The organism is Streptomyces sp. NBC_01237, assembly GCF_035917275.1.
Lineage (GTDB): Bacteria > Actinomycetota > Actinomycetes > Streptomycetales > Streptomycetaceae > Streptomyces.
Window position 1 is genome coordinate 7,718,644 of sequence record NZ_CP108508.1, and the last position, 20,922, is coordinate 7,739,565.

The 20,922-nt window shown below is 71.1% G+C and carries 17 protein-coding genes; 8 read left to right on the top strand and 9 right to left on the bottom strand.

All coding sequences use genetic code 11. The annotated features are described in order from the left end of the window. Nucleotides 1-71: 71 nt before the first annotated feature. Nucleotides 72-704, top strand: coding sequence for a TetR/AcrR family transcriptional regulator (locus OG251_RS34170; protein ID WP_326680726.1), 633 nt, complete (start codon nucleotides 72-74; stop codon nucleotides 702-704). Between the two features lie 85 nt (nucleotides 705-789). On the opposite strand, the gene OG251_RS34175 is transcribed toward OG251_RS34170, so the two are convergent. From OG251_RS34175 to OG251_RS34185, 3 genes are all read right to left on the bottom strand, one after another. Continuing rightward, entirely contained in the window at nucleotides 790-1,698 is a 909-nt protein-coding gene (locus OG251_RS34175; protein ID WP_326680727.1) for an oxygenase MpaB family protein, read from the bottom strand. A gap of 277 nt (nucleotides 1,699-1,975) precedes the next feature. Beyond that, the gene (locus OG251_RS34180; RefSeq protein WP_326680728.1) at nucleotides 1,976-3,013 is read right to left on the bottom strand and encodes a LacI family DNA-binding transcriptional regulator; all 1,038 of its coding nucleotides are present in this window, start codon (nucleotides 3,011-3,013) and stop codon (nucleotides 1,976-1,978) included. A gap of 235 nt (nucleotides 3,014-3,248) precedes the next feature. Next, nucleotides 3,249-4,787: a M1 family metallopeptidase gene (locus OG251_RS34185; RefSeq protein ID WP_326680729.1), complete on the bottom strand. Its 1,539-nt coding sequence runs from the start codon at nucleotides 4,785-4,787 to the stop codon at nucleotides 3,249-3,251. 239 nt (nucleotides 4,788-5,026) lie between these two features. On the opposite strand from OG251_RS34185, the gene OG251_RS34190 reads away from it, so the two are divergent. From OG251_RS34190 to OG251_RS34200, 3 genes are all read left to right on the top strand, one after another. After that, complete coding sequence (locus OG251_RS34190) at nucleotides 5,027-6,409, top strand: M14 family metallopeptidase (RefSeq protein ID WP_326680730.1); 1,383 nt, start codon at nucleotides 5,027-5,029, stop codon at nucleotides 6,407-6,409. Between the two features lie 73 nt (nucleotides 6,410-6,482). Beyond that, complete coding sequence (locus tag OG251_RS34195) at nucleotides 6,483-8,216, top strand: BCCT family transporter (protein ID WP_326680731.1); 1,734 nt, start codon at nucleotides 6,483-6,485, stop codon at nucleotides 8,214-8,216. A gap of 179 nt (nucleotides 8,217-8,395) precedes the next feature. Next, complete coding sequence (locus OG251_RS34200) at nucleotides 8,396-10,033, top strand: ABC-F family ATP-binding cassette domain-containing protein (protein WP_326680732.1); 1,638 nt, start codon at nucleotides 8,396-8,398, stop codon at nucleotides 10,031-10,033. Between the two features lie 116 nt (nucleotides 10,034-10,149). Here OG251_RS34200 and OG251_RS34205 read toward each other — a convergent pair whose 3' ends face one another. Further along, nucleotides 10,150-12,636 carry a Tex family protein gene (locus tag OG251_RS34205; protein WP_326680733.1) on the bottom strand — a complete coding sequence of 829 codons (2,487 nt, stop codon included), beginning with the start codon at nucleotides 12,634-12,636 and terminating at the stop codon, nucleotides 10,150-10,152. A gap of 173 nt (nucleotides 12,637-12,809) precedes the next feature. Continuing rightward, nucleotides 12,810-13,673 (bottom strand): SCO6745 family protein, encoded by an 864-nt coding sequence (locus OG251_RS34210; RefSeq protein WP_326680734.1) that lies wholly within the window; start codon nucleotides 13,671-13,673, stop codon nucleotides 12,810-12,812. 145 nt (nucleotides 13,674-13,818) lie between these two features. Between OG251_RS34210 and OG251_RS34215 the strand changes: the two genes are divergently transcribed. Further along, nucleotides 13,819-14,781 carry a GlxA family transcriptional regulator gene (locus tag OG251_RS34215; protein WP_326680735.1) on the top strand — a complete coding sequence of 321 codons (963 nt, stop codon included), beginning with the start codon at nucleotides 13,819-13,821 and terminating at the stop codon, nucleotides 14,779-14,781. Nucleotides 14,782-14,801: 20 nt separating this feature from the next. Next, the gene (locus OG251_RS34220) at nucleotides 14,802-15,437 is read left to right on the top strand and encodes a DJ-1/PfpI family protein (protein WP_326680736.1); all 636 of its coding nucleotides are present in this window, start codon (nucleotides 14,802-14,804) and stop codon (nucleotides 15,435-15,437) included. On the opposite strand, the gene OG251_RS34225 is transcribed toward OG251_RS34220, so the two are convergent. Then, nucleotides 15,424-16,224 carry an enoyl-CoA hydratase/isomerase family protein gene (locus OG251_RS34225; RefSeq protein ID WP_326681514.1) on the bottom strand — a complete coding sequence of 267 codons (801 nt, stop codon included), beginning with the start codon at nucleotides 16,222-16,224 and terminating at the stop codon, nucleotides 15,424-15,426. The two genes, OG251_RS34220 and OG251_RS34225, sit on opposite strands and share 14 nt — an antisense overlap. An 89-nt stretch (nucleotides 16,225-16,313) precedes the next feature. On the opposite strand from OG251_RS34225, the gene OG251_RS34230 reads away from it, so the two are divergent. Beyond that, nucleotides 16,314-16,928 (top strand): HdeD family acid-resistance protein, encoded by a 615-nt coding sequence (locus OG251_RS34230; RefSeq protein WP_326680737.1) that lies wholly within the window; start codon nucleotides 16,314-16,316, stop codon nucleotides 16,926-16,928. A gap of 153 nt (nucleotides 16,929-17,081) precedes the next feature. Further along, nucleotides 17,082-17,537 carry an ATP-binding protein gene (locus OG251_RS34235; protein ID WP_326680738.1) on the top strand — a complete coding sequence of 152 codons (456 nt, stop codon included), beginning with the start codon at nucleotides 17,082-17,084 and terminating at the stop codon, nucleotides 17,535-17,537. Nucleotides 17,538-17,559: 22 nt separating this feature from the next. Here the strand turns inward: OG251_RS34235 and idi are convergent, their stop codons facing one another. The 3 genes from idi to OG251_RS34250 all read right to left on the bottom strand — a co-directional run bounded on the left by idi (nucleotide 17,560) and on the right by OG251_RS34250 (nucleotide 20,871). Beyond that, nucleotides 17,560-18,153 (bottom strand): isopentenyl-diphosphate Delta-isomerase, encoded by a 594-nt coding sequence (gene idi, locus OG251_RS34240; RefSeq protein ID WP_326680739.1) that lies wholly within the window; start codon nucleotides 18,151-18,153, stop codon nucleotides 17,560-17,562. 148 nt (nucleotides 18,154-18,301) lie between these two features. Continuing rightward, nucleotides 18,302-19,582: a bifunctional class I SAM-dependent methyltransferase/N-acetyltransferase gene (locus tag OG251_RS34245; RefSeq protein ID WP_326680740.1), complete on the bottom strand. Its 1,281-nt coding sequence runs from the start codon at nucleotides 19,580-19,582 to the stop codon at nucleotides 18,302-18,304. Between the two features lie 347 nt (nucleotides 19,583-19,929). Next, nucleotides 19,930-20,871 carry a cation diffusion facilitator family transporter gene (locus OG251_RS34250; protein WP_326680741.1) on the bottom strand — a complete coding sequence of 314 codons (942 nt, stop codon included), beginning with the start codon at nucleotides 20,869-20,871 and terminating at the stop codon, nucleotides 19,930-19,932. Nucleotides 20,872-20,922: the final 51 nt, after the last annotated feature.

Consider the following 20,922-nt stretch of genomic DNA (forward strand, 5'->3'; position numbering starts at 1 on the left):
GTGACGGATCATGTCGCTCTGTCCCGGCATGGCTATGGTGGAGTCGGACCGCAGTGACGGGGGGAGGGCTCATGCCGACGCAGGACACCAACGAGGCGCTGCTCGCGGGGGCGCTCACGCAGACCCCGCCGTCCGACGCGCTCAGCGAACAGATCCTCGACGCGGCGCGCGAGCAGTTCATCACGTTCGGACTGCGCCGTTCGACCGTGGACGATGTCGCCAAACGGGCCAAGGTCTCGCGTGTGACCGTCTACCGGCGGATCGGCAACAAGGACGGCCTCGTCTCGGCCTGTCTGCTGCGTGAGTACCGGCGCTTCCTGGTGGAGGTGGACGACGCGGTCGCCATGCTGCCCACCATCGAGGACCGGATGGTCGAGGGGTTTGTCGCCGTCCTCAGGCACATCCGTGAACACCCGCTCGTCGGCGGACTGCTGAGGCTCGAACCGGAGATCATGCTTCCTTTCCTCACCCTGGAGAGCGGGCCGGCCTTTCTCGCCATGCGTGGATATCTGGCCGACCGGCTGCGCGAGGCACGACGGGCCGAAGGCAGACCGGAGAGCGATCCGACACCCGTCGCCGAGCTGATGGTGCGGATCACCGTCTCGTTCCTGCTCAACCCGGTCAGCTGTTTCGCGCTGGACGACGACGCGCAGGTCCGGTCCTTCGCGCGCCGCTACTTCGTGCCGCTGCTCGCCGCCGGATAGCCGGTCAGCCGGTCCGTCGGTCAGCCTCCGCTGCCGGGGCTCGGCCGGGCGTCCGGTGCCGGGCGTCCCCGGCCCGGACGGGTGCTCACGACGGTTCCCGGGCCGGGGGCGCCGCCGCCCGGACCTCGTCGGGCAGGGGCTCCAGGGGACGGTTGCGGGCCCAGTGGGGACCGAGATCATCCAGCCGCCAGCCGAACGGGTACGAGCGGGGCTGCGGGCGTGAGGGCAGCCACCGCGGCCGGGCCGGCAGCAGCCGCACCAGCCGGGACCGTGCCCTCAGGGCACCTGCGGCCGCCGACCGGACCGGGAGGGGCTGCACGCGGAAGCCCAGCGCCCGCAGCAGCGGCTCGTCCAGCAGCGCGAGCGAGAAGCGTGCGGTCAGCGGGCGGACCGGGCGCGGATACCAGCTCGCCATCGTCCGGAACGTGGCGCTCGCGACCCGCCGGTTCGCCGGGTCGTACGCGAACATCCGCTCCTCGTAGGCATCGAGGAGCAGCTCGAAGCCCTCGTAGGTGGCGGGGGCTCCCTCGATGCCCATCATGGCCGCCGTCTTCCGCGCGACCTGCGTCAGCGCCTCGACCTCCTGGACGCACAGGGGCCGCCAGCCGAACCGGTCGATCCAGCGCTTCGGTCCCACGACCGTCGTGGCCAGCACATAGAGAAAGTCCTCGTTCGGAATGCGGTATTTGCCGTGGATCCGGTTCAGATGGCGGGCGGCGGCCCGGCCGCGCGCCGAGTCGAAGCCGTCCGCGGACATCTCGTACCCGATCAGGACGGTGTCGTCGTACCGCTTCTGCCCGGACCGCTCGAACTCCTGGGTGCGGTCCAGGAGTACGGAGATCCGGGGGACCCCGAAGTCACGGAGGAACGCGATGCTCACGCCCTGCCGGTAGTCCCAGGGGAACTCGTACTGCGTGATCAGCCGGAGGATCTCGGCATAGTCGCGGCTGGGATCCATCTGGCGGATCTCGCGGAGACGGCTGTAGCGGCCCATGGTGCACCCTCCTGTGCGAGCGGTGACGATGATCTTCCGGCTCAACTCCCATGATGCGGACGGCTTCTGAGGAGACATCTGTTCCACGGGAGTCAATGTTACAAAGACTATCGACTTGTTTCATGAGTCGCGTCAACACTGCTGACACATATTCCAGGAAGGGGTGGGGCGGCCGTCGGCGGGCATCCCGTCGGCCCGCGTCCCGGGAGCGGGAAGCGGGCCGACGGGAGGAGGAAGGGAAGAGGAGAGGAGAGTAGACGGAGGCGGTCGGCGGGGATCAGGCCGAGGCGCGGTGGATCAGCTCGGTCGGGGTGATCACGGACTCGACCCCGTCGCCCGAGGCGCCGTTCAGCCGCTCCATCAGCAGCCGCACCATCAACCTGCCCATACCCTCGACATCCTGACGCACCGTCGTCAGGGGCGGCTGTGTGGCCTCCGCGACGGACGTCATGTCGTCGAAGCCCACCAGAGCCACGTCCTCGGGCACCTGCCTGCCGTTCTCCCGCAGCACCCGCAGGGCCCCCGAGGCCATCAGGTCGTTGGAGACGAAGACGGCGTCCAGATCGGGGTGGCGCTCCAGCAGTTCCGTCATGGCCCGTGCGCCGCCCTCGGCGGTGAAGTCGGCGTCCACGATCAGGCCGGGATCGCCGTCGGGCAGTACATCGAGGTAACCGTCGATGCGGTCCAGCGCCGAGGTCTGGTCGCGCGGTCCTGCGATGTGTGCGATCCGCCGTCGGCCGAGCGAGACCAGATGGCGCACGGCCTCGCGCGCACCGCCCCGGTTGTCGCAGTCGACATAGGGCACCGCCGGTCCGGAACCCGCCCCGGGGCGGCCGCCGTACACCGTGGGGACATGGAACCGGCGGATGATCGCGGGCAGTTCGTCGTCGGTGTGCAGCGAGAACGCCAGCACGCCATCGACGTGGCCACCGGCGAGATAGCGCGTGACCCGGTCGAAGTCACCGCTGCCCTCCACGAGGAGGAGAACCAGCTGGGCGTCGTGCAGATTCAGTTCGCGGCTGATGCCGCGAATCTGCCGGGAGAAGAACGGATCGGAGAAGATGCGGAACTCGGGCTCGTCGATGATCACCGCGACCGCCCCGTTGCGCCGGGTGACCAGCGTCCGCGCGGCGTGGTTCGGTATGTAGCCGAGCTCCTCGACGGCCTTGCGTACCTGATCCACCAGCGGCTGCCGCACCCCGGCGCCACCGTTGACGACCCGGGAGGCCGTCGCCCGGGAGACTCCCGCACGGGCCGCCACCGCCTCCAGGGTGGGCCGGGCGGCACGCAGGGAATCGGGGCTCGGACCGGACAAGGGACGCTCCTCGTACGCACGGGAATCCGGCCGGGAACAGCCGGGGACTGGCGGAACTGCTCGAACACCGCCAGCCTATCCGCCGCCCCTTGCCGGGTGCCGGAGCGCCGTCCCTCCCCCGGAAGCCCGGCGCCGTCCCTCACGGGAAGCGTGGAGCCGTTTTTCGCCGGAGGACGGAACAGGGCGCCGCCGTCGTCGGGTGACGGCGGCGGCGCCCGGAGCGTACCGGTGAGGGTCAGCGGTGGTCGTGGATGGTGTTCGTCGCCGCGATCTTCTTCCAGGAGGCGGGCCGCTCCGGGCTCGCCACCTCACGGGCGGCCCTGCGCGCGGCCTCCCGCGCGGCCGGTGCCTGGGTCCGTGCGCCCGCGGAGGCGTCGGCCGCCGGGGACTTGGGCCGTGACGGCTGGTACAGCCAGGTGTCGAAGAAGGCGGCGAGCGGCTTGCCCGAGACCCGCTCCGCGTACCGTACGAAGTCGCCCACGCTCGCGTTGCCGTGGGCGTGCTCGGCCGGCCAGCCCTTCAGCAGTTCGAAGAACGTCTCGTCGCCGACCTTGTTGCGCAGTGCCTGGAGCGCCAGCGCACCCCGGTCGTAGACGGCCCCGGCGAACTGGTTGTCCGGGCCCGGGTCGCCCGGCTTCACGGTCCAGAAGCTGTCGTCGGCCGGGTGCTGGGCGTAGGTGTAGTCGGCCAGCTCCTGCGCCGTGCCCTCGCCCTCCTTCTCCGACCACAGCCACTGGCTGTAGCGGGCGAAGCCCTCGTTGATCCAGATGTCCTTCCAGCCCTCGACCGACACGCTGTCGCCGTACCACTGGTGCGCCAGCTCATGCACGACGACCGACACATTGGCGCCGTTCGCGAACTGCTTCGGGCTGTAGAACGGGCGGGTCTGGGTCTCCAGGGCGAATCCGCTGGTCACATTGGGGACGTAGCCGCCGAGCGCGTTGAACGGATACGGCCCGAACACCTCGGTCAGCCACTCGGCGACCTCGCCCGTGCGCTCGATGCTGGCGCGCGCGGCACCGTCGTTGTCGCCGAGGTCCTTGCTGTACGCGTTCAGGACCGGCAGACCGTCCGCCGTCTTGTCCGTCGTGATGTCGAACTTGCCGACCGCGAGCGTCGTCAGATAGGTCGCCTGCGGCTTGTTCGAACGCCAGTTGAAGCGGGTCCAGCCGAGCTTCGAGCTCTGCGACTGGAGGACCCCGTTGCTGATCGCCTGGGTGCCGTCCGGCACGGAAACCGACACGTCGTACGTCGCCTTGTCCAACGGGTGGTCGTTGCTCGGGAACCACCACACCGCCGAGTCCGGCTCCTGCGCGGCGACGCCGCCGTCCGGGGTACGGGCCCAGGCGGTCCAGCCGTTGACCTTCACCTCGGAGGGCTTTCCGGCGTAGCGGACGACGACCGAGACCGGCCTGCCCTTGGTGAGGGCGGCCGACGGGGTGATCTCCAGCTCCTGCTCCCCGGTCTTCGTGAAGCGCGCCTTCTTGCCGTTCACCCGTACCTCGGAGACGGCGAGTGCGAAGTCGAGGTTGAAGCGGGACAACTGCTGCGTGGGGGTGGCGACCAGCGTCGCCGTGCCCTCCAGCAGATCGGTCGCGGGCTGATACTTCAGCCGCAGGTCGTAGTGGGACACGTCGTAGCCACCGTTTCCGCTGGCCGGGTAGTAGGGGTCGCCGATACCCGGGGCGCCCACGGTGCCTTCGGCGGCCGATGCCGGGATCGCCAGCACGAGGGTGGCCGCGAGTGCGCTGGGGACGATGAGTCTGCGGTGCACGAATGCTCCAAGTCGTCGGGACGGATGATCTTCCGACCGGTCGTTGGTGAGACTAATCAGGCGCGACCGCTTTTGACCGGCTCATGGCCATTTCTGTCACACGATCGCCATCCGGCTGTCACGGTGGCCAGGTGATCGCCCCCTGTTGCACAGGAGTTCACCGGGGTACCTTCCGCACACGCCGACAGGCCGGCGGGTACCCCCGTGCCCGTCCTCCGCATCCCGGGAGGCAGTCGCTGATGACCCCTCGCATCGCCCGAGCTCTCCGCATCCTCACCCGTCGCCCGGCCCCCATGCCGGGCGACGGGCGACGGACGAGCGCACCGGGGCTCCCACGCCGTCGCACGGCCCTGCGCCAAGTGGCGCTGGCGGCCTCGGTCGCCGCACTCGCCGTACCGTTCGCCACCGTCCCCGCCGAGGCCGCGCACCCGCCGCCCCGCACCGGCTTCGAGCTCAGCGACGGGGCCCGCTGGACCGGGCAGCCGGAGGAGCGGTCCTTCCTCGCCGCCGTCGACCGGGGCAGCGACCGGGTCTCCATCGACCGGATCGGCACGACCGAGCAGGGCCGGCCGCTCCAGCTCGTCCGCATCGGTGGTCACCGCCCCACGGCGAACACGATGCTGCTGATCTGCAGTCAGCACGGCAATGAACCCTCCGGCCGCGAGGCGTGTCTGTCCACGGTCCGCGATCTCGCCTTCGCCGAGGACCGCGCGACCCGTGCCTTCCTGTCCCGCACGACGGTGCTGGTCCTGCCGACGGCCAACCCCGACGGGCGCGCCGCCAACACCCGGGGCAACTCGGACGGCGTCGACATCAACCGCGACCACATCGCCCTGCGGACCGCCGAGGGCCGCGCCATGGCCGCGGTGATCCGTGACCAACGGCCCGACGTCATCTACGACTTGCACGAGTACGGTGCGACGCCTCCGTACTACGACAAGGACCTCTTCGTCCTGTGGCCGCGCAACCTCAATGTCGACGACGGGGTGCACGACGCCTCGCAGACCCTCTCCGACCGCTATGTCAGGACGGCGGCCACGGCGGCCGGGTACAGCAGCGGTCTGTACGGCATCTGGACGGACCCGGTCACCGGTGACCCCATCAAGCAGACGGCGGGCGACGGCCAGGAGCGCATCCTGCGCAACACCTCGGGCATCAAGCACGCGGTCGGCCTCCTCATCGAGTCCCGGGTCGACGCGCTCTCCGACGCGGAGAAGGCCGACCACCCGCTCAACCAGCGGCGCCGGGTCCAGTCGCAGCAGGCGGCGCTCGACGGTCTGTTCGCCTTCACCGGTGAACAGCGCGGCCGGATCGAGGCCGCCACCACCGCCTCGCGCCTCGCGGGGTTCAGCGACCGCGGTCCCATCCACCTCGGCGGGGCGGACAACGACCCGGCGGAGCCGGACGAGGTGCTTCAGGATCCGCCGTGCGGCTACCGGCTCGACGCCGCCCAGTACGCCGATGTCAAGGACGAACTGGCCCTGCACGGTGTCACCTCCCGGCGCGACGGTGACGGAGCGTACGTACCCCTGCGTCAGTCGGCGCGGGACCTGGTTCCCCTGCTGCTGGACGAGCGGGCGACATATCACCTCACAAACGGTCAAGCCGATACCGCTTGTTGATCCCCTGAGTTGTGCGGCCGATGTGGTACTGCCTACGGAGAGCGATTTTCGGACTCCGTGAAAGGTGCCATTTGTGTCGCAGGACGATGAGAGAACGGGTGGGCGGGGAGATCTGTCGGTCACGGCGGACCTCCCCGCCGAGTCGCCCCACGGCAGGCGCCCCACGACCGACCGGGTGGTGTTCGGTGTCACGGCGGTCCTCACCCTCGCTTTTGTGCTCTGGGGTTCGATCGCCACCGACTCGCTGGAAAGGGTGTCCAGCCGACTGCTCAACGGGCTGATCCACAACGGTGGTTGGGCCTTCATGCTCGCGGCCTCCGGCTTCGTGGTCTTCGCGCTGTGGCTCGCCATCAGCCGCTACGGGAAGATCTCGCTGGGCCAGGAGGGCGAGAAGCCCGAATTCCGTACGGTCTCCTGGGTCGCGATGATGTTCAGCGCCGGGATGGGCATCGGTCTGATGTTCTACGGAGTGAGTGAGCCGCTGGCCCACTTCATCGATCCGCCGCCGGGCACCCACCCCGCCGACGCGGCCGAGGCCATGCAGACGGCCATGGCCACCACCCTCTTCCACTGGACGCTGCACCCCTGGGCGATCTACGCGGTCGTCGGGCTGGCCATCGCGTACAGCACCTACCGGCGGCGCAGGCGGCAGACGATCAGCGCGGTCTTCGAGCCGCTGATCGGCGAACGGCACGCCCACGGAGGCGTCGGCCGGTTCATCGACATCCTCGCGATCTTCGCGACCCTCTTCGGCTCGGCCGCCTCCCTGGGCCTGGGCGCCCTCCAGATCGGCAGTGGATTTCACGAGCTGAACTGGAAGGAGAAGACCGGCACGGGACTGCTGGTCACCATCATCGCGGTCCTGACCGTCGCCTTCGTCGCCTCCGCCGTGTCCGGCGTGGAAAAGGGCATTCAGTGGCTGTCCAACACCAATATGGTGCTCGCCCTGGTCCTGGTCGTGTTCGTCTTCATCGCCGGTCCCACCATCATCGTGCTGGACCTGCTGCCCACCTCGCTGGCCGCGTACTTCGGCGACCTCGCACAGCTCGCCGGACGCACCGAGGCGACCGGCAAGGGTGAGGTGGCCACCTGGCTCGGCGACTGGACGGTCTTCTACTGGGCCTGGTGGATCTCCTGGACGCCCTTCGTCGGCATGTTCATCGCCCGGATCAGCCGCGGCCGGACGATCCGGCAGTTCATCGGCGGCGTCATCCTGGTGCCCAGCACCGTCAGCCTGGTCTGGTTCGCGGTGTTCGGAGGCTCGGCCATCAAGCTCCAGGAGGCCGGGAAGCTCAACGACGCCAACACTCCGGAGGCCCAGCTCTTCGGTGTCCTCCAGGAATTCCCGATCGCCACCGCGATGAGCGTCCTGGTCATGGTCCTCGTCGGCATCTTCTTCGTCTCCGGCGCGGACGCCGCCTCCATCGTGATGGGCACGCTCTCCCAGAAGGGCGTTCTCGAACCGGCCAAGTGGGTCGTGATCTTCTGGGGCGTCGTCACCGGCGCCGTCGCCGCGGTCATGCTGCTCATCGGCGACGGCAAGGGCGATGCGCTGGCCGGGCTCCAGAACCTCACCATCCTGGTGGCCGCGCCGTTCACCATCGTGATGATCGGGATGTGTGTGTCCCTGATGCGGGACCTGCGGCAGGACCCGATGATCGTCCGGCAGGAGTTCGGGGTCGAAGCGGTCGAGTCCGCCGTGATCGAGGGCCACGCCAAGTACGACGGGGACTTCGAGATCCGGATCGGTCCGGGGACCACCCAGATCACCACGGACCGGCGCCACACGTCCGGCCCCACCGACTGACGGCCCCCTCCGGGAAGCGAGTACCGGGAACCGCGCGCAGGGGTGCGGCGGCGGCCCGGCCCACCGTACGGGAGCCGCCGCGCACCGGTCCCGGCGCGCGGCGGGGACCCGTCGAGGACCGGCCATCGGGCCGGGCCGGGCTGACCGGCGGCCCGGTCGCGGATTACTATCGACCCCTGATGACTGCCACTCTCGTCGCCAAGGACCTCGCCGCCGGACACGGCGACCGCACGCTCTTCGCCGGGCTCGACCTCGTGGTCGCACCCGGTGATGTGATCGGTCTCGTCGGAGTCAACGGCGCCGGTAAATCGTCCCTCCTCCGGCTGTTCGCCGGGCTCGACCGGCCGGAGGAGGGGGAGCTGAAGCTCTCCCCGCCCACCGCCACGGTCGGGCACCTCCCGCAGGAACCCGAGCGGCGCCCGGGGGAGACCGTGCGGGAGTTCCTGGCCCGCCGTACGGGGGTCGCCGACGCCCAGAGAGCGATGGACGCCGCGACGCAGGGCCTGGTCGACGGGGCGCCGGGCGCGGACGACGCGTACTCCGACACCCTGGAGCGCTGGCTCGCCCTCGGCGGGGCCGACCTGGACGAGCGGGCCGAGGAGACCGCCGCCGACCTGGGACTGACCATCGGCCTCGATCTCCCGATGACGGCACTCTCCGGCGGCCAGGCGGCCCGCGCCGGACTCGCCTCGCTCCTCCTGTCCCGCTACGACATCTTCCTGCTCGACGAGCCCACCAACGATCTCGACCTGGACGGTCTGGAACGCCTCGAACGCTTCGTGGCCGGACTGCGCGCGGGTACGGTCGTCATCAGCCACGACCGCGAGTTCCTGCTGCGTACGGTCACCAAGGTCCTCGAACTCGACCTCGCCCAGCAGCAGATCAACCTGTACGGCGGTGGCTACGAGGCATACTTGGAGGAGCGCGAGACGGCCCGCAGGCACGCCCGCGAGGGATACGAGGAGTACGCCGGCAAGCGGTCCGCCCTCGAAGCTCGCGGCCACATGCAGCGTTCCTGGATGGACAAGGGTGTCAAGAACGCCCGGCGCAAGGCCACCGACGGCGACAAGCTCGGCCGCAACGCGCGCAGCGAGGCGAGCGAGAAGCAGGCGGCGAAGGCCCGGCAGACGCAGCGCATGATCGAGCGGCTCGATGTCGTCGACGAGCCGCGCAAGGAGTGGGAGCTGCGGATGGAGATCGCCACCGCACCCCGCTCCGGATCGGTCGTCGCCACCCTGCGCGACGCACAGGTCGTGCGCGGCGACTTCACGTTCGGCCCGGCATCACTCCAGATCGACTGGGCGGACCGGGTCGCCATCACCGGGGCCAACGGCGCCGGCAAGTCCACCCTCCTCGCCGCCCTCCTGGGCCGGCTGCCGCTGGATTCCGGGTACGCCACGCTCGGCTCGGGAGTGGTGGTCGGTGAGGTCGACCAGGCACGGAAGCTGTTCCTCGGCGCGGAGTCGCTGCTGGAGGCGTTCTGCGCGGCGGTCCCCGACACCGAGCCGGCCGAGGTCCGCACCCTGCTCGCCAAGTTCGGCCTGCGCGCGGACCATGTGATGCGCCCGGCGACGACCCTGTCCCCGGGCGAACGCACCCGGTCGGCCCTCGCCCTCCTCCAGGGCCGGGGCGTCAATCTCCTGGTCCTCGACGAGCCGACGAACCACCTGGACCTGCCCGCGATCGAGCAGCTGGAGTCGGCGCTGGAGTCGTACACCGGCACGCTGCTGCTGGTCACGCACGACCGGCGGATGCTGGAAGCGGTGCGGACGACCCGGCGGGTCGAGGTGGCCGACGGCGGCGTCAGGGAACTCTGAGGGCCCGGCCCCCGTCCCGTGGAGGAACGCGGGGGGCGAAGGAACGCGGGGGCGACCGAGCGGGGTGGGGACGGTGCCGCGCGCAGCGGCCCGTCCCCACCCCGTCCCCGTCAGGCTCAGCGCTTCCGGCCGCCCTGCTGCGGATCCGTCAGCCCGGCCCGCCGCAGTGCGTCGGCCATCGCGCTGTTGGCCGGAGCGGGAGCCCCCGTGCCACCACGAGCGGCACCGCCCCCGCCACGAGGCGCACCGCCACCACCGCGCCGGTCCCGGCCGCCCTGGCCGTCCCGGCCGCGCTCACCGCGCGCCGCCTGACCGCCGGCCTGCTGCTGCCCCTGCGCCTGTCCCTGCCGCTGCTTCGGCGGCCGGCCGCCCCGGCCACCGCCCTGTCCCGACTGCCCGGACCCGGCGCCCGCGGCCGGCCGGTCCTCGTCGTCCAGCCGCAGCGTCAACGAGATCCGCTTGCGCGGAATGTCGACGTCCATGACCTTGACCTTCACGATGTCCCCGGGCTTCACGACATCCCGGGGGTCCTTCACGAAGGTCTTCGACAGAGCCGAGACATGCACCAGACCGTCCTGGTGGACGCCGATGTCGACGAACGCGCCGAACGCGGCGACGTTCGTGACGACGCCCTCCAGCACCATCCCGGGAGACAGATCGCCGAGCTTCTCGACGCCCTCCTTGAACGTGGCCGTCCGGAACGCCGGGCGCGGGTCGCGGCCCGGCTTCTCCAGCTCCTTCAGGATGTCGGTCACCGTGGGCAGACCGAAGGTGTCGTCCACGAAGTCGGCCGCCCGCAGCGACTTCAGCGCGGTCGCGTTCCCGATCAGGGAGGCGACCTCGCCGCCCGTCGTCCTCACCATCCGCCGCACCACGGGGTACGCCTCGGGGTGCACGCTCGACCCGTCCAGCGGGTCGTCGCCGTCACGGATCCGGAGGAAGCCCGCACACTGCTCGTACGCCTTCGGGCCGAGCCGCGCCACGTCCTTGAGCGCCTTGCGGGACCGGAAGGGGCCGTTGCCGTCCCGGTGCGCGACGATGTTCTCGGCGAGCCCGGAGCTGATCCCCGAGACCCGCGAAAGCAGGGGCGCCGAGGCGGTGTTGACGTCGACTCCGACACCGTTCACACAGTCCTCGACCACCGCGTCCAGCGAACGCGACAGCTTCACCTCGGACAGGTCGTGCTGGTACTGGCCGACCCCGATCGACTTCGGGTCGATCTTCACCAGCTCGGCCAGCGGGTCCTGCAGTCGCCGTGCGATCGAGACGGCGCCGCGCAACGACACGTCCATGTCGGGCAGTTCCTGCGAGGCGAACGCCGAAGCGGAGTAGACGGAGGCACCCGCCTCCGACACCATCACCTTGGTGAGCTTCAACTCCGGGTGCTTGTCGATGAGTTCACCGGCGAGCTTGTCCGTCTCGCGGGACGCCGTGCCGTTGCCGATCGCGATCAGATCGACGTCGTGCGCCTTCGCCAGCCGCTCCAGCTGCGCCAGCGACCGGTCCCACTTGTTGGCCGGGACATGCGGGTGGATGACGTCGGTGGCCACGACCTTGCCGGTCGCGTCGACCACGGCGACCTTGACCCCCGTACGGAAACCGGGGTCGAGCCCCAGCGTGGCCCGCGTCCCGGCCGGGGCGGCGAGCAGCAGATCGCGCAGGTTCGACGCGAAGACGCGTACCGCCTCGTCCTCCGCCGCCGTACGCAGCCGCAGCCGCACATCGATGCCGAGGTGCACCAGGATCCGGGTCCGCCACGCCCAGCGCACCGTGTCACCGAGCCACTTGTCGCCGGGGCGGCCGCGGTCGGCGACGCCGAAGCGGCGGGCGATCATGTTCTCGTAGGCGGACGCACCGGGCCGGTCCGCCTCCGAGGGCTCCTCGGGTTCCAGGACCAGGTCGAGCACGTCCTCCTTCTCGCCCCGCAGCATCGCGAGGATCCGGTGCGAGGGCAGCGCGGTGAACGGCTCCGAGAAGGCGAAGTAGTCGGCGAACTTCGCGCCCGCCTCCTCCTTGCCGTCCCGGACCTTCGCCGCGAGCCGCCCGCGCGACCACATGCGCTCGCGCAGCTCACCGGTCAGATCGGCGTCCTCGGAGAAGCGCTCGGTGAGGATGGAGCGGGCGCCCTCCAGTGCCGCCGCCGGGTCCGTGACCCCCTTGTCGGCGTCGACGAACGCGGCGGCGGACACGAGCGGGTCCACCGACGGGTCGCCGAGCAGTCCGTCCGCCAGCGGTTCGAGCCCCGCCTCCCGGGCGATCTGTGCCTTCGTGCGGCGCTTCGGCTTGAACGGCAGATAGATGTCCTCAAGACGCGCCTTGGTGTCGGCGGCCCGGATCCGCGCCTCCAGCGCCTCGTCGAGCTTGCCCTGCTCACGTACGGAGTCGAGGATCGACGTGCGCCGCTCCTCCAGCTCCCGCAGATACCGCAGCCGCTCCTCCAACGTGCGCAACTGCGCGTCGTCGAGCATCTCGGTCGCTTCCTTGCGGTAGCGCGCGATGAACGGCACGGTCGACCCGCCGTCGAGCAGCTCGACGGCCGCCTTCACCTGGCGCTCACGTACGCCGAGCTCCTCGGCGATCCTGCCTTCGATGGACGTCGTCACGGTTTTCCCGACTCGCCTTCTCGTACTGGCTGTACTGGCTGTGCTGGCCGTGCACAGAGCTTTCCGCTCCTACCGCTGCACGCTGTTTCGGGGGTGGTCCCCTTCGCCTGCATTGTGCCGGGTGGCCGGGGGCCGTGTCGCGCGCCCTCCACGAACACGGCCCGGAGGCAGGCTCAGCCCTTGCCGGTCAGGTCCTCGGGGAACGCGCCCGCCGTGGCCGCCGCGAACAGGAAGCCGCGCCCCAGCTCCGTCAGACGCTCCACACCGGCCGCGCCCAGGTGCTCGTACGGTGCGGCGTCCATCCGGTCCGTCGCCTCCTCCAGCTCCGCCCGCAGGGCCGCGCCGGACTCGGTCAACCCGCCCTCGCCGTCCAGCAGCCCGCGGCCGCGCAGCCGCTCGGCCGCGGCGTCCCAGTCGTCGCGGCGCCAGCCCCGGGTGGCGAGGATCCAGCGCGGCGGCATGCCCTTGCCGGTCGCGGTGTGGCTGACCAGGGCCTCGACCGGGTCGAGACCGGCGGCGAGCAGGGCGGCGACATGGGCGTCGCCGCGGTGTTCGCGCAGCAGGGTCGCGGCGTGCCAGTACGCCAGATGCGGCTGCTCGGGCACCGGCAGATCCGCGTGGGCGGCGTACAACGGCCGGGCGTGTCGGGTGCACGCCTCGGTGGCGCGCAGCGCGAGCCGGGCCGCCTCGGCCAGCTCGGCGGAGGCGAGGGTCTCCTCCCCGAGCAGCCGGCGCAGCGTCGAGTCGACGGCCCGCAGCCGGGCGTCGAGGACCGCCGCGGGCGTGGCGGCCGACCAGACGGCGGGCACATGACGGGCCACCAGCTCATGGTTGAAGTTGTAGAAGGTCGCCGTGACCGTGCCCGCGCCGACCGCGCCCAGCGCGGCGCCGCGGGCGGCGAAGTAGGCGGCGCTCGCATTGTCGATGCCGAGCTCCCCGAACTCCTTGCCGAGGTCGGGGGAGAAGTAGACGGTCGAGTGGAACGGGTTGAGGGCGTGGTGACAGCGGCGTCCGGCGCGGGGCGGCAGAGTACTCATGCCCGCACGTTACCGACTGGTTAGTACGTTGCGGAACCCCCGGGAGAGCCCGGCGCCGCCGCCCGGCGCGGGCCGTTTTGCCGTGGCAGGAAAGGTGGGGAACACGTCATTGCGGCCATCCGGCACGTCGCCCAGGATGGCACCCATGAAGCAGCGATCCGTGCTCGTCGTTCTCTTCGACGGCGTCCAGAGCCTCGATGTGAGCGGTCCGGTGGAGGTCTTCGCCGGAGCCTCCCTCGTCACCGGGATTCCGTACGAGCTGCGCACCGCCTCGCTCGACGGCGGCCCGGTCCGCTGCACCAGCGGACTCACCCTCCTTCCCGACAGCCGCCTGGCCGATGCCGCCGTGCCGCACACCCTCCTGGTCCCCGGCGGACACGGCACCCGCGCCGCCGACCCGGCCCTGACCGACTGGCTGCGCACGACGGCACCGCACGCGGAGCGGCTCGTCTCGGTATGCACCGGCGCCCTGCTGCTGGCCGGGGCGGGCCTGCTGGACGGCCACCGGGTGACCACGCACTGGAACTACTGCGAGCAGCTGGCCCGTGACTTCCCGGCCGTCCGGGTGGACCCGGACCCGATCTTCGTGCGTGACGGGAAGCTGGCCACATCGGCGGGCGTCACCGCGGGCATCGACCTCGCACTCGCCCTGGTCGAGGAGGACCACGGCCGCGACGTCGCACTCACCGTCGCCCGCCATCTCGTGGTGTTCCTGCGGCGACCGGGCAATCAGGCCCAGTTCAGCGCCCAGCTCACCGCCCAGACGGCCGGCCGCGAGCCCCTGCGGGACGTCCAGCACTGGATCACCGAGAACCCCGACGGCGATCTCTGCGTGGAGGCGCTCGCGCACCGGGCCAGTCTCTCGCCCCGCCACTTCGCCCGCGCCTTCCGGGCGGAGACCGGTCTGACACCCGGCCGGTACGTGGACCAAGTGCGCCTGGAGCACGCCCGACGGCTCCTGGAGGACACCGCGGAAGGCGTCACCCAAGTCTCGCGGGCCAGCGGGTACGGCACCCCGGAAGCCATGCGCCGCGCCTTCGTCAAAGCCCTCGGAACGACGCCGTCCGAATACCGCCGCCGCTTCCGCACCTCAGCAGCCACCGACTGACAGATCGAAAGGCCACGACCGTGCAGATCGCCATCCTGCTCTTCGACCGCTTCACCGCCCTGGACGCGGTGGGACCGTACGAGATCCTCAGCCGCACCCCCGGCGCCGAAACCGTGTTCGTCGCCGAGCGGACCGGTCCCGTGCGCAACGACAGCGGAAGCCTCGAACTCGTCGCGGCGAAGACCCTCGCCGAGGTCCCCGCACCCGATGTCGTGATCGTGCCCGGCGGGCCCGGCCAGAGCGACCAGATGGAGAACGAGGCGCTGCTCGGCTGGCTGCGCGCCGCCGATGCCACCAGCACCTGGACGACCTCCGTGTGCACCGGCTCGCTGCTGCTGGCGGCGGCCGGTCTGCTGACGGGGCGGCGGGCCACCTCGCACTGGCTCGCCCTGGACATCCTGAAGGAGTTCGACGTCGAGCCGACCGGTGAACGCGTCGTCCTCGACGGCAAGTACGTCACCGCCGCGGGGGTCTCCTCCGGGATCGACATGGGCCTCACCCTGCTCGGCCGGATCGCGGGCGACGAGCACGCCCGGGCTGTACAGCTGCTCACCGAGTACGACCCGCAGCCGCCCTACGACGCCGGATCGCCGGACAAGGCCCCGGCCGCGCTGGTCGCGGAGTTCCGCGCCAACAGCCGGTTCACCTTCCGGTAGGAGCACCTCCGGCAGCCCCTGTCGTCCAGGTGAACCGGGGCGTGCGGCGTTCCAGGAAAGCGGCGACCCCCTCCGCGGTGTCGCCGCTTCCGCGTGCCTGCTCCGCCCAGTACCCGTCACGGTCCTGGCGCCCCGCGGCGAACTCCTTCGCCGCCGCCTGCGTCAGCCGCGAGCGGGACGTCAGGATCCCTGCGTACGCCTCGACCCGCCGGTCCAGCCCGCCGGGCGGCAGCACCTCGTCGACGAGACCGGACCCCAGCGCCCGCCGCGTATCGATCAGTTCGCCGGAGAACAGCAGGTGCTTGGTGGCGGCCGGCCCGATCAGGGAGACCAGCCGTCGCGTGGACGACGAGGGGTAGACGATTCCGAGCTTGGCCGGGGTGACCCCGAACGACGCGCCCTCCTCGGCGAACCGCAGGTCGCAGGCGGCAGCCAGCTGGCTGCCGCCCCCCACGCAGAACCCGCGCACCGCGGCGAGCGTCGGCAGCGGGAACGCGGCCAGCGCCTCCTCGGCCGCCACGGCGAGCACCTGCGGATCACCGGAGGAGTCCCGGAGCGAGGAGATGTCCGCCCCGGCGCAGAAGGTGTCCCCGGCCCCCGTCAGCACCAGGACCCGCACCGCGGGATCGGCCGCCAGCCGCTCCAGCAGATCCGGCAGGGCCCGCCACATGGCGGCCGTCATCGCATTGCGCTTGGCGGGGTTGCTGATGACGACGGTGGCGACGCCGTCGGCGACACCGTGCTCCAGCCGCGCCTCCGGCCGGGTCCCGCGTTCCCCGCTGTCCATACGGTCCATGCGCCGGATGCTATCCGTACCGTTCGAACCTATGATCAGGAAGGGGTCACGAAGCGGGCACGCACCGTAGGGAGCTGTCGATGGCCGGTCCCGGAGTCGAAGGCAAGAAGCTCAGCCGGAGTTTCAGCTGGCTCGCCCTGCTCGGGGCCGTGCTCGTCGTCGCGGGGATCGTCGGCCTCGTCTACACCGGCGTCGCCACCCTCACCTCGATGCTGCTCTTCGGGTGGCTGCTGCTCGTCGGCGGTCTGGTCGGACTGCTGCACGCGGTCCAGTCCCGCGGCACCAACTACTTCTGGTTGGGTGTCGTGGTGGCCGCGCTGAACCTCGCGGCCGGAGTCGTCGTGATCCGCCATCCGCACGGCACGGCCGAGGCGCTGACCATGTTCGCCGCGCTGCTCTTCCTCACCGGAGGGGTGTTCCGGCTGGTCGGCAGCGTCGTGGTGCGCGGCCCGCAGTTCGGCTGGACGCTGCTGCAGGGCGCGTTCGGGCTGCTGCTGGGTCTGCTGGTGCTGTTCGACTGGCCGCACAGCAGCCTGTACGTGCTGGGCTGTTTCTTCTCGCTGGCCCTGCTGTTCGACGGTCTCGGCCTGATCGCCATCGGAGTGGGCGGCCGGCGCATCGTCGGTCTTGTCTCGGAGCAGATGGCACCGGAGACGGACCGGGACGGTCCGGGCAAGACATCGGAAAAAGACTAAAAATAGTCCCGCAGCTGTCACTGTCCTCCGCATTCGATCAAATGACGTCGATAGTCGACTACTTCTGATCAGTGGCATGGGTCGGACCGTGCGATTCCGAACACTCTTTACTCGACGGTCAGTGATGTGCGAGTCGAGAGCGGGTGCCGGTCTATGGAGAGCCGCGGGAGTGTCCCGGCCCGTCCCGCGTCGTACGAAGGGGTGTGGCGTTTCACCGCCCCCGCCGTCGACGTGTCCGTGCCGCAGTCCCGGCACGCCGTGCGCGACCTGCTGGACCGGCAGGGCGTGCCGCTCGGCGACGACACCCTCCAGGGGCTGCTGCTCATCGTCTCGGAACTGGTCACCAACGCGGTCAAGCACGCCGCGCTGCTCTCGCCCGAGCTGGCCGTCGAGGTGGCGATCGGTGCCGACTGGATCAGGGTGTCGGTGGAGGACAACCATCCCTACCGGCCCACCGCGCTGGAGACCGACCACGCCCAGACGGGCGGCCGGGGGCTGCTGCTGGTCAGGGAGATCACCGCGGAGGCGGGCGGGACCTGCGACGTGGAGCACACCGCGGGCGGCGGCAAGATCATCTGGGCGGCGCTGCCGTTGAGGACGCAGCTCTGACCGCCCCGTACCGCGCGGGGTGTCACCAGCCCGCGGACGGCCCCGTCAGCTCTCTGATCGCGGGCCGCGCCGCGTCGAGCACCGTCATGAACCAGGCCGAGAACGGCGCCTCGGCGTGCTGTGCGGTCAGCTCCGCGGCGGTCACGAAGGCCGTCTCGCCGACCTCCTCCGGATCCGGCTTCGGCGGCTCCTGGGCCATCCCCACGAAGAGATGGTTGAACTCCTGCTCCACCAGACCCGAGGCCGGGTCGGGGTGGTTGTAGCGGACGGTGCCCGCCTCGGCGAGGAGCGAGGGCGAGATCCCCAGCTCCTCGTACGTGCGCCGGGCGGCCGCCGCGAACGGCGCCTCACCCGGGTACGGATGGCCGCAGCAGGTGTTCGACCAGACACCGGGGGAGTGGTACTTGCCGAGCGCGCGGCGCTGGAGCAGCAGCCGCCCCTTCTCGTCGAAGAGGAACACGGAGAACGCGCGGTGCAGCTGACCGGGAGCCTGATGAGCGGCGAGCTTCTCCGCGGTGCCGATGGTGGTGCCGTTCTCGTCGACCAGTTCGAGCATGATCGCTTCTGCTGTGCCGTTCGACGAGCTGTGCGTCGCGGTGGCTGGTGTGGTCGGCATACCCATCCTTCGCTTTGGTCCCCGGCCTCGTGCGCCGGACCCCTGGAGTCCGGTCAAGTCTGCCGCACAAAAGCCGCTTGTCCGTACTGCGGGTCCCGCATGTCCGCCCCCGCCGTGCCAGGACGGCGCGGCGGGGGCGGACGAGGCGTCAGACGCCGAAGGGCGCCGGGTAGCGGATCACGCCCGCCGGCACGGGCACCGCTTCGTCGAGGACCAGGGCCATCATCGCCTCGTCGGGCACCTCGAAGGCCGGCGCGATCCCGTAGCGGGACGCCGGTACGAAACCGAACTCCGGGTAGTACTCGGGATGGCCGAGCACCAGCACGAGTGCTTCGCCCCGCACCCGGGCCGCGTCCAGCACGGCCCGCACCACGGCCCGGCCCGCGCCCTGCCGCTGGTACGCGGGCGAGGTCGCGACCGGGGCCAGCGCGAGCGCCGGAGCGTCACCGACCCGGCACCGGGTCAGCAGGGCGTACGCGGCGACCTGACCGTCCTGGCTCTCGGCGACGTACGACAGGCCCGGCAGCCACGCGTCGGCGTCGGCCCGCAGGGCGTCCACCAGATCGGCCTCGGCCCGGGTCTCGAACGCCGCCGCGTTGACCGCGTGCACCGCCGCACGGTCCGCCGCCGACTCGGGACGGACCGGCCAGCGCGGATCGGCGGGGCGCAGCACATAGGCGGCATAGCCGTACTCCGTGCCGTGCTCGCGCCGCATGTCCAGCTCCTCGCGGGTGGACGCCAGCGCCCACGCCATGCCGGGAGCCGCGGGATCGGCGGCCGCGACCCGCTCGGCGAGCGGGACGTAGTACTCGTCCCAGTCGCTCCCGGGCTGGATGAGGGCCGCCAGGACATGGCAGCCGGCGTCGACGGCCGCCGCCGCGGTGGCCGGTGCCTGGCGCAGCGTCGTACCGTGCCGCTCCCAGAAGGCACGTGCCCGCCCGGTGGGCGCATCGGTGGTCCAGACACATTCGGAGACCACCAGGGTGCCGCCGGGGGCGAGCAGCCGCTGCCAGTCCCGTACGGCGTTGTCGAAGCCGATGCAGTACGCCGAGCCCTCGGCCCAGACCAGGTCGAAGGAGCCGGCCGGGAAGTCGGGACCGGTGAGGTCGCCCATATCGGCCTTGACGGTACGCACCCGGTCACCGAGACCGCGGGCCTCGGCCGCGGTGCGCAGCTCGTCGAGGAACGGCTCGTGCAGGTCCACCGCGGTCACCTCGGCGCCCGCCTCGGCGGCGAGCAGCAGGGCGGCCCGGCCGGGGCCGCAGCCCAGGTCGAGGACGCGCGGACGGGCGGGCAGGGGGCCGGCCAGGCCCAGGAGCCGGCGCGTGGTGGCGTCGGAGCCGGGGCTCTGCCGGGGAAGACGGTGGTGCAGGGAGAAGAACGCCTCGGTACGCGCGTCATCGCGCGAGGCGTCGGTGTGGTCGGTCAACGTGGGAAACCCTTGTGAGGGGGCTCCGGCCGACGCGGCGACGTGGTGACGCCGGGGTCAGCCGGGAACCCGGGAGATGAGGAAGGACCGATCGCTGCGCCGGGCAGCCGTCGTCGCGACAGTCATCAACCTCAGCTCCTCTCGGGAAAGGGTTTCGCTCCACTGCGAAAACGTGAACGCGAGACTCGAAACGTCCCACCCCGGAACCGTAGCACCGCCGCCCCCGGCTACCCGGGGGCCCGGCCCCCGGGTACCCGGGGGCCCGGGTACCCGGGGGCGGCGACAGCCCCGGCCCCGGCCCTACGGCGGCCTCGGCGACCTCGCCTGCCCCGGTGCGCTCAGCGGCCTCAGAGACAGAGCTTCGCCTCGTGCTCCGCATGGCCGCTCGGCTCCAGCTGGAAGGTGCAGTGCTCCACGTCGAAGTGATCGCCGAGGCAGCCCTGCAGATCGTGCAGCAGCTTCTCGTGTCCGATCGAGTCCAGCATCTCCTGGTGCACCACCACATGGGCGGAGAGCACCGGCATCCCCGAAGTGATCGTCCAGGCGTGCAGGTCATGGACGCCCAGTACGCCGGGCAGCGCGGTGATGTGGGCGCGCACCTCGCCCATGTCCACGCCCTTGGGGGCCGCCTCCAGCAGCACGTTCAGGGTCTCCCGCAGCAGTTTGACGGTACGGGGGACGATCATGAGGCCGATGACGAGTGAGGCGATCGGGTCGGCCGGCTGCCAGCCGGTGGCCATGATGATGCCCGCGGACACGAGCACCGTGACCGAACCGAGGGTGTCGGCGAGGACCTCCAGATAGGCGCCCCGCACATTGAGACTCTCCTGTTGTCCGCGCATCAGCAGGGACAGGGAGATCAGGTTGGCCACCATGCCGACCGCGGCGAAGGCGATGGCCAGGCCGCCCTTGGTGTCGGCCGGGGTGATGAACCGCTCGACGGCCTCGAAGACCAGGAACCCGCCGACGCCGAGCAGCAGCAGACAGTTGGCCAGCGCCGCCAGGATCTCGGCGCGGGCGAAGCCGAAGGTGCGGTTGAGACCGGCCGGCTTGTTGGCGAAGTGGATCGCGAGCAGGGCCATGCCCAGGCCCAGTGCGTCGGTCGCCATATGCGCCGCGTCGGCGATCAGGGCGAGCGAGTCGGACAGCACCCCGCCGACGATTTCCATGACCATCACGCTCAGCGTGATCCCCAGGGCGATCCGCAGCCGCCCCTGGTACGCGGCGGCCGCCGTGCCCGTCGGGGGCGGCCCGCCGTGCGTGTGTCCGTGATCGTGGCCAGCCCCCATGAAAACGCCTCCAGGTCAGTGCTGCGACGCGGACGCGGATCGCCCGGTGCA

What these genes read in the sequence shown, in the direction of transcription:
- OG251_RS34170 (WP_326680726.1), top strand. Translation starts at nt 72, where the DNA reads ATGCCGACGCAGGACACCAACGAGGCGCTGCTCGCGGGGGCGCTCACG.
- OG251_RS34175 (WP_326680727.1), bottom strand. Translation starts at nt 1,698, where the DNA reads ATGGGCCGCTACAGCCGTCTCCGCGAGATCCGCCAGATGGATCCCAGC.
- OG251_RS34190 (WP_326680730.1), top strand. Translation starts at nt 5,027, where the DNA reads ATGACCCCTCGCATCGCCCGAGCTCTCCGCATCCTCACCCGTCGCCCG.
- OG251_RS34200 (WP_326680732.1), top strand. Translation starts at nt 8,396, where the DNA reads ATGACTGCCACTCTCGTCGCCAAGGACCTCGCCGCCGGACACGGCGAC.
- OG251_RS34210 (WP_326680734.1), bottom strand. Translation starts at nt 13,673, where the DNA reads ATGAGTACTCTGCCGCCCCGCGCCGGACGCCGCTGTCACCACGCCCTC.
- OG251_RS34215 (WP_326680735.1), top strand. Translation starts at nt 13,819, where the DNA reads ATGAAGCAGCGATCCGTGCTCGTCGTTCTCTTCGACGGCGTCCAGAGC.
- OG251_RS34225 (WP_326681514.1), bottom strand. Translation starts at nt 16,224, where the DNA reads ATGGACAGCGGGGAACGCGGGACCCGGCCGGAGGCGCGGCTGGAGCAC.
- OG251_RS34230 (WP_326680737.1), top strand. Translation starts at nt 16,314, where the DNA reads ATGGCCGGTCCCGGAGTCGAAGGCAAGAAGCTCAGCCGGAGTTTCAGC.
- OG251_RS34235 (WP_326680738.1), top strand. Translation starts at nt 17,082, where the DNA reads ATGGAGAGCCGCGGGAGTGTCCCGGCCCGTCCCGCGTCGTACGAAGGG.
- idi (WP_326680739.1), bottom strand. Translation starts at nt 18,153, where the DNA reads ATGCCGACCACACCAGCCACCGCGACGCACAGCTCGTCGAACGGCACA.
- OG251_RS34250 (WP_326680741.1), bottom strand. Translation starts at nt 20,871, where the DNA reads ATGGGGGCTGGCCACGATCACGGACACACGCACGGCGGGCCGCCCCCG.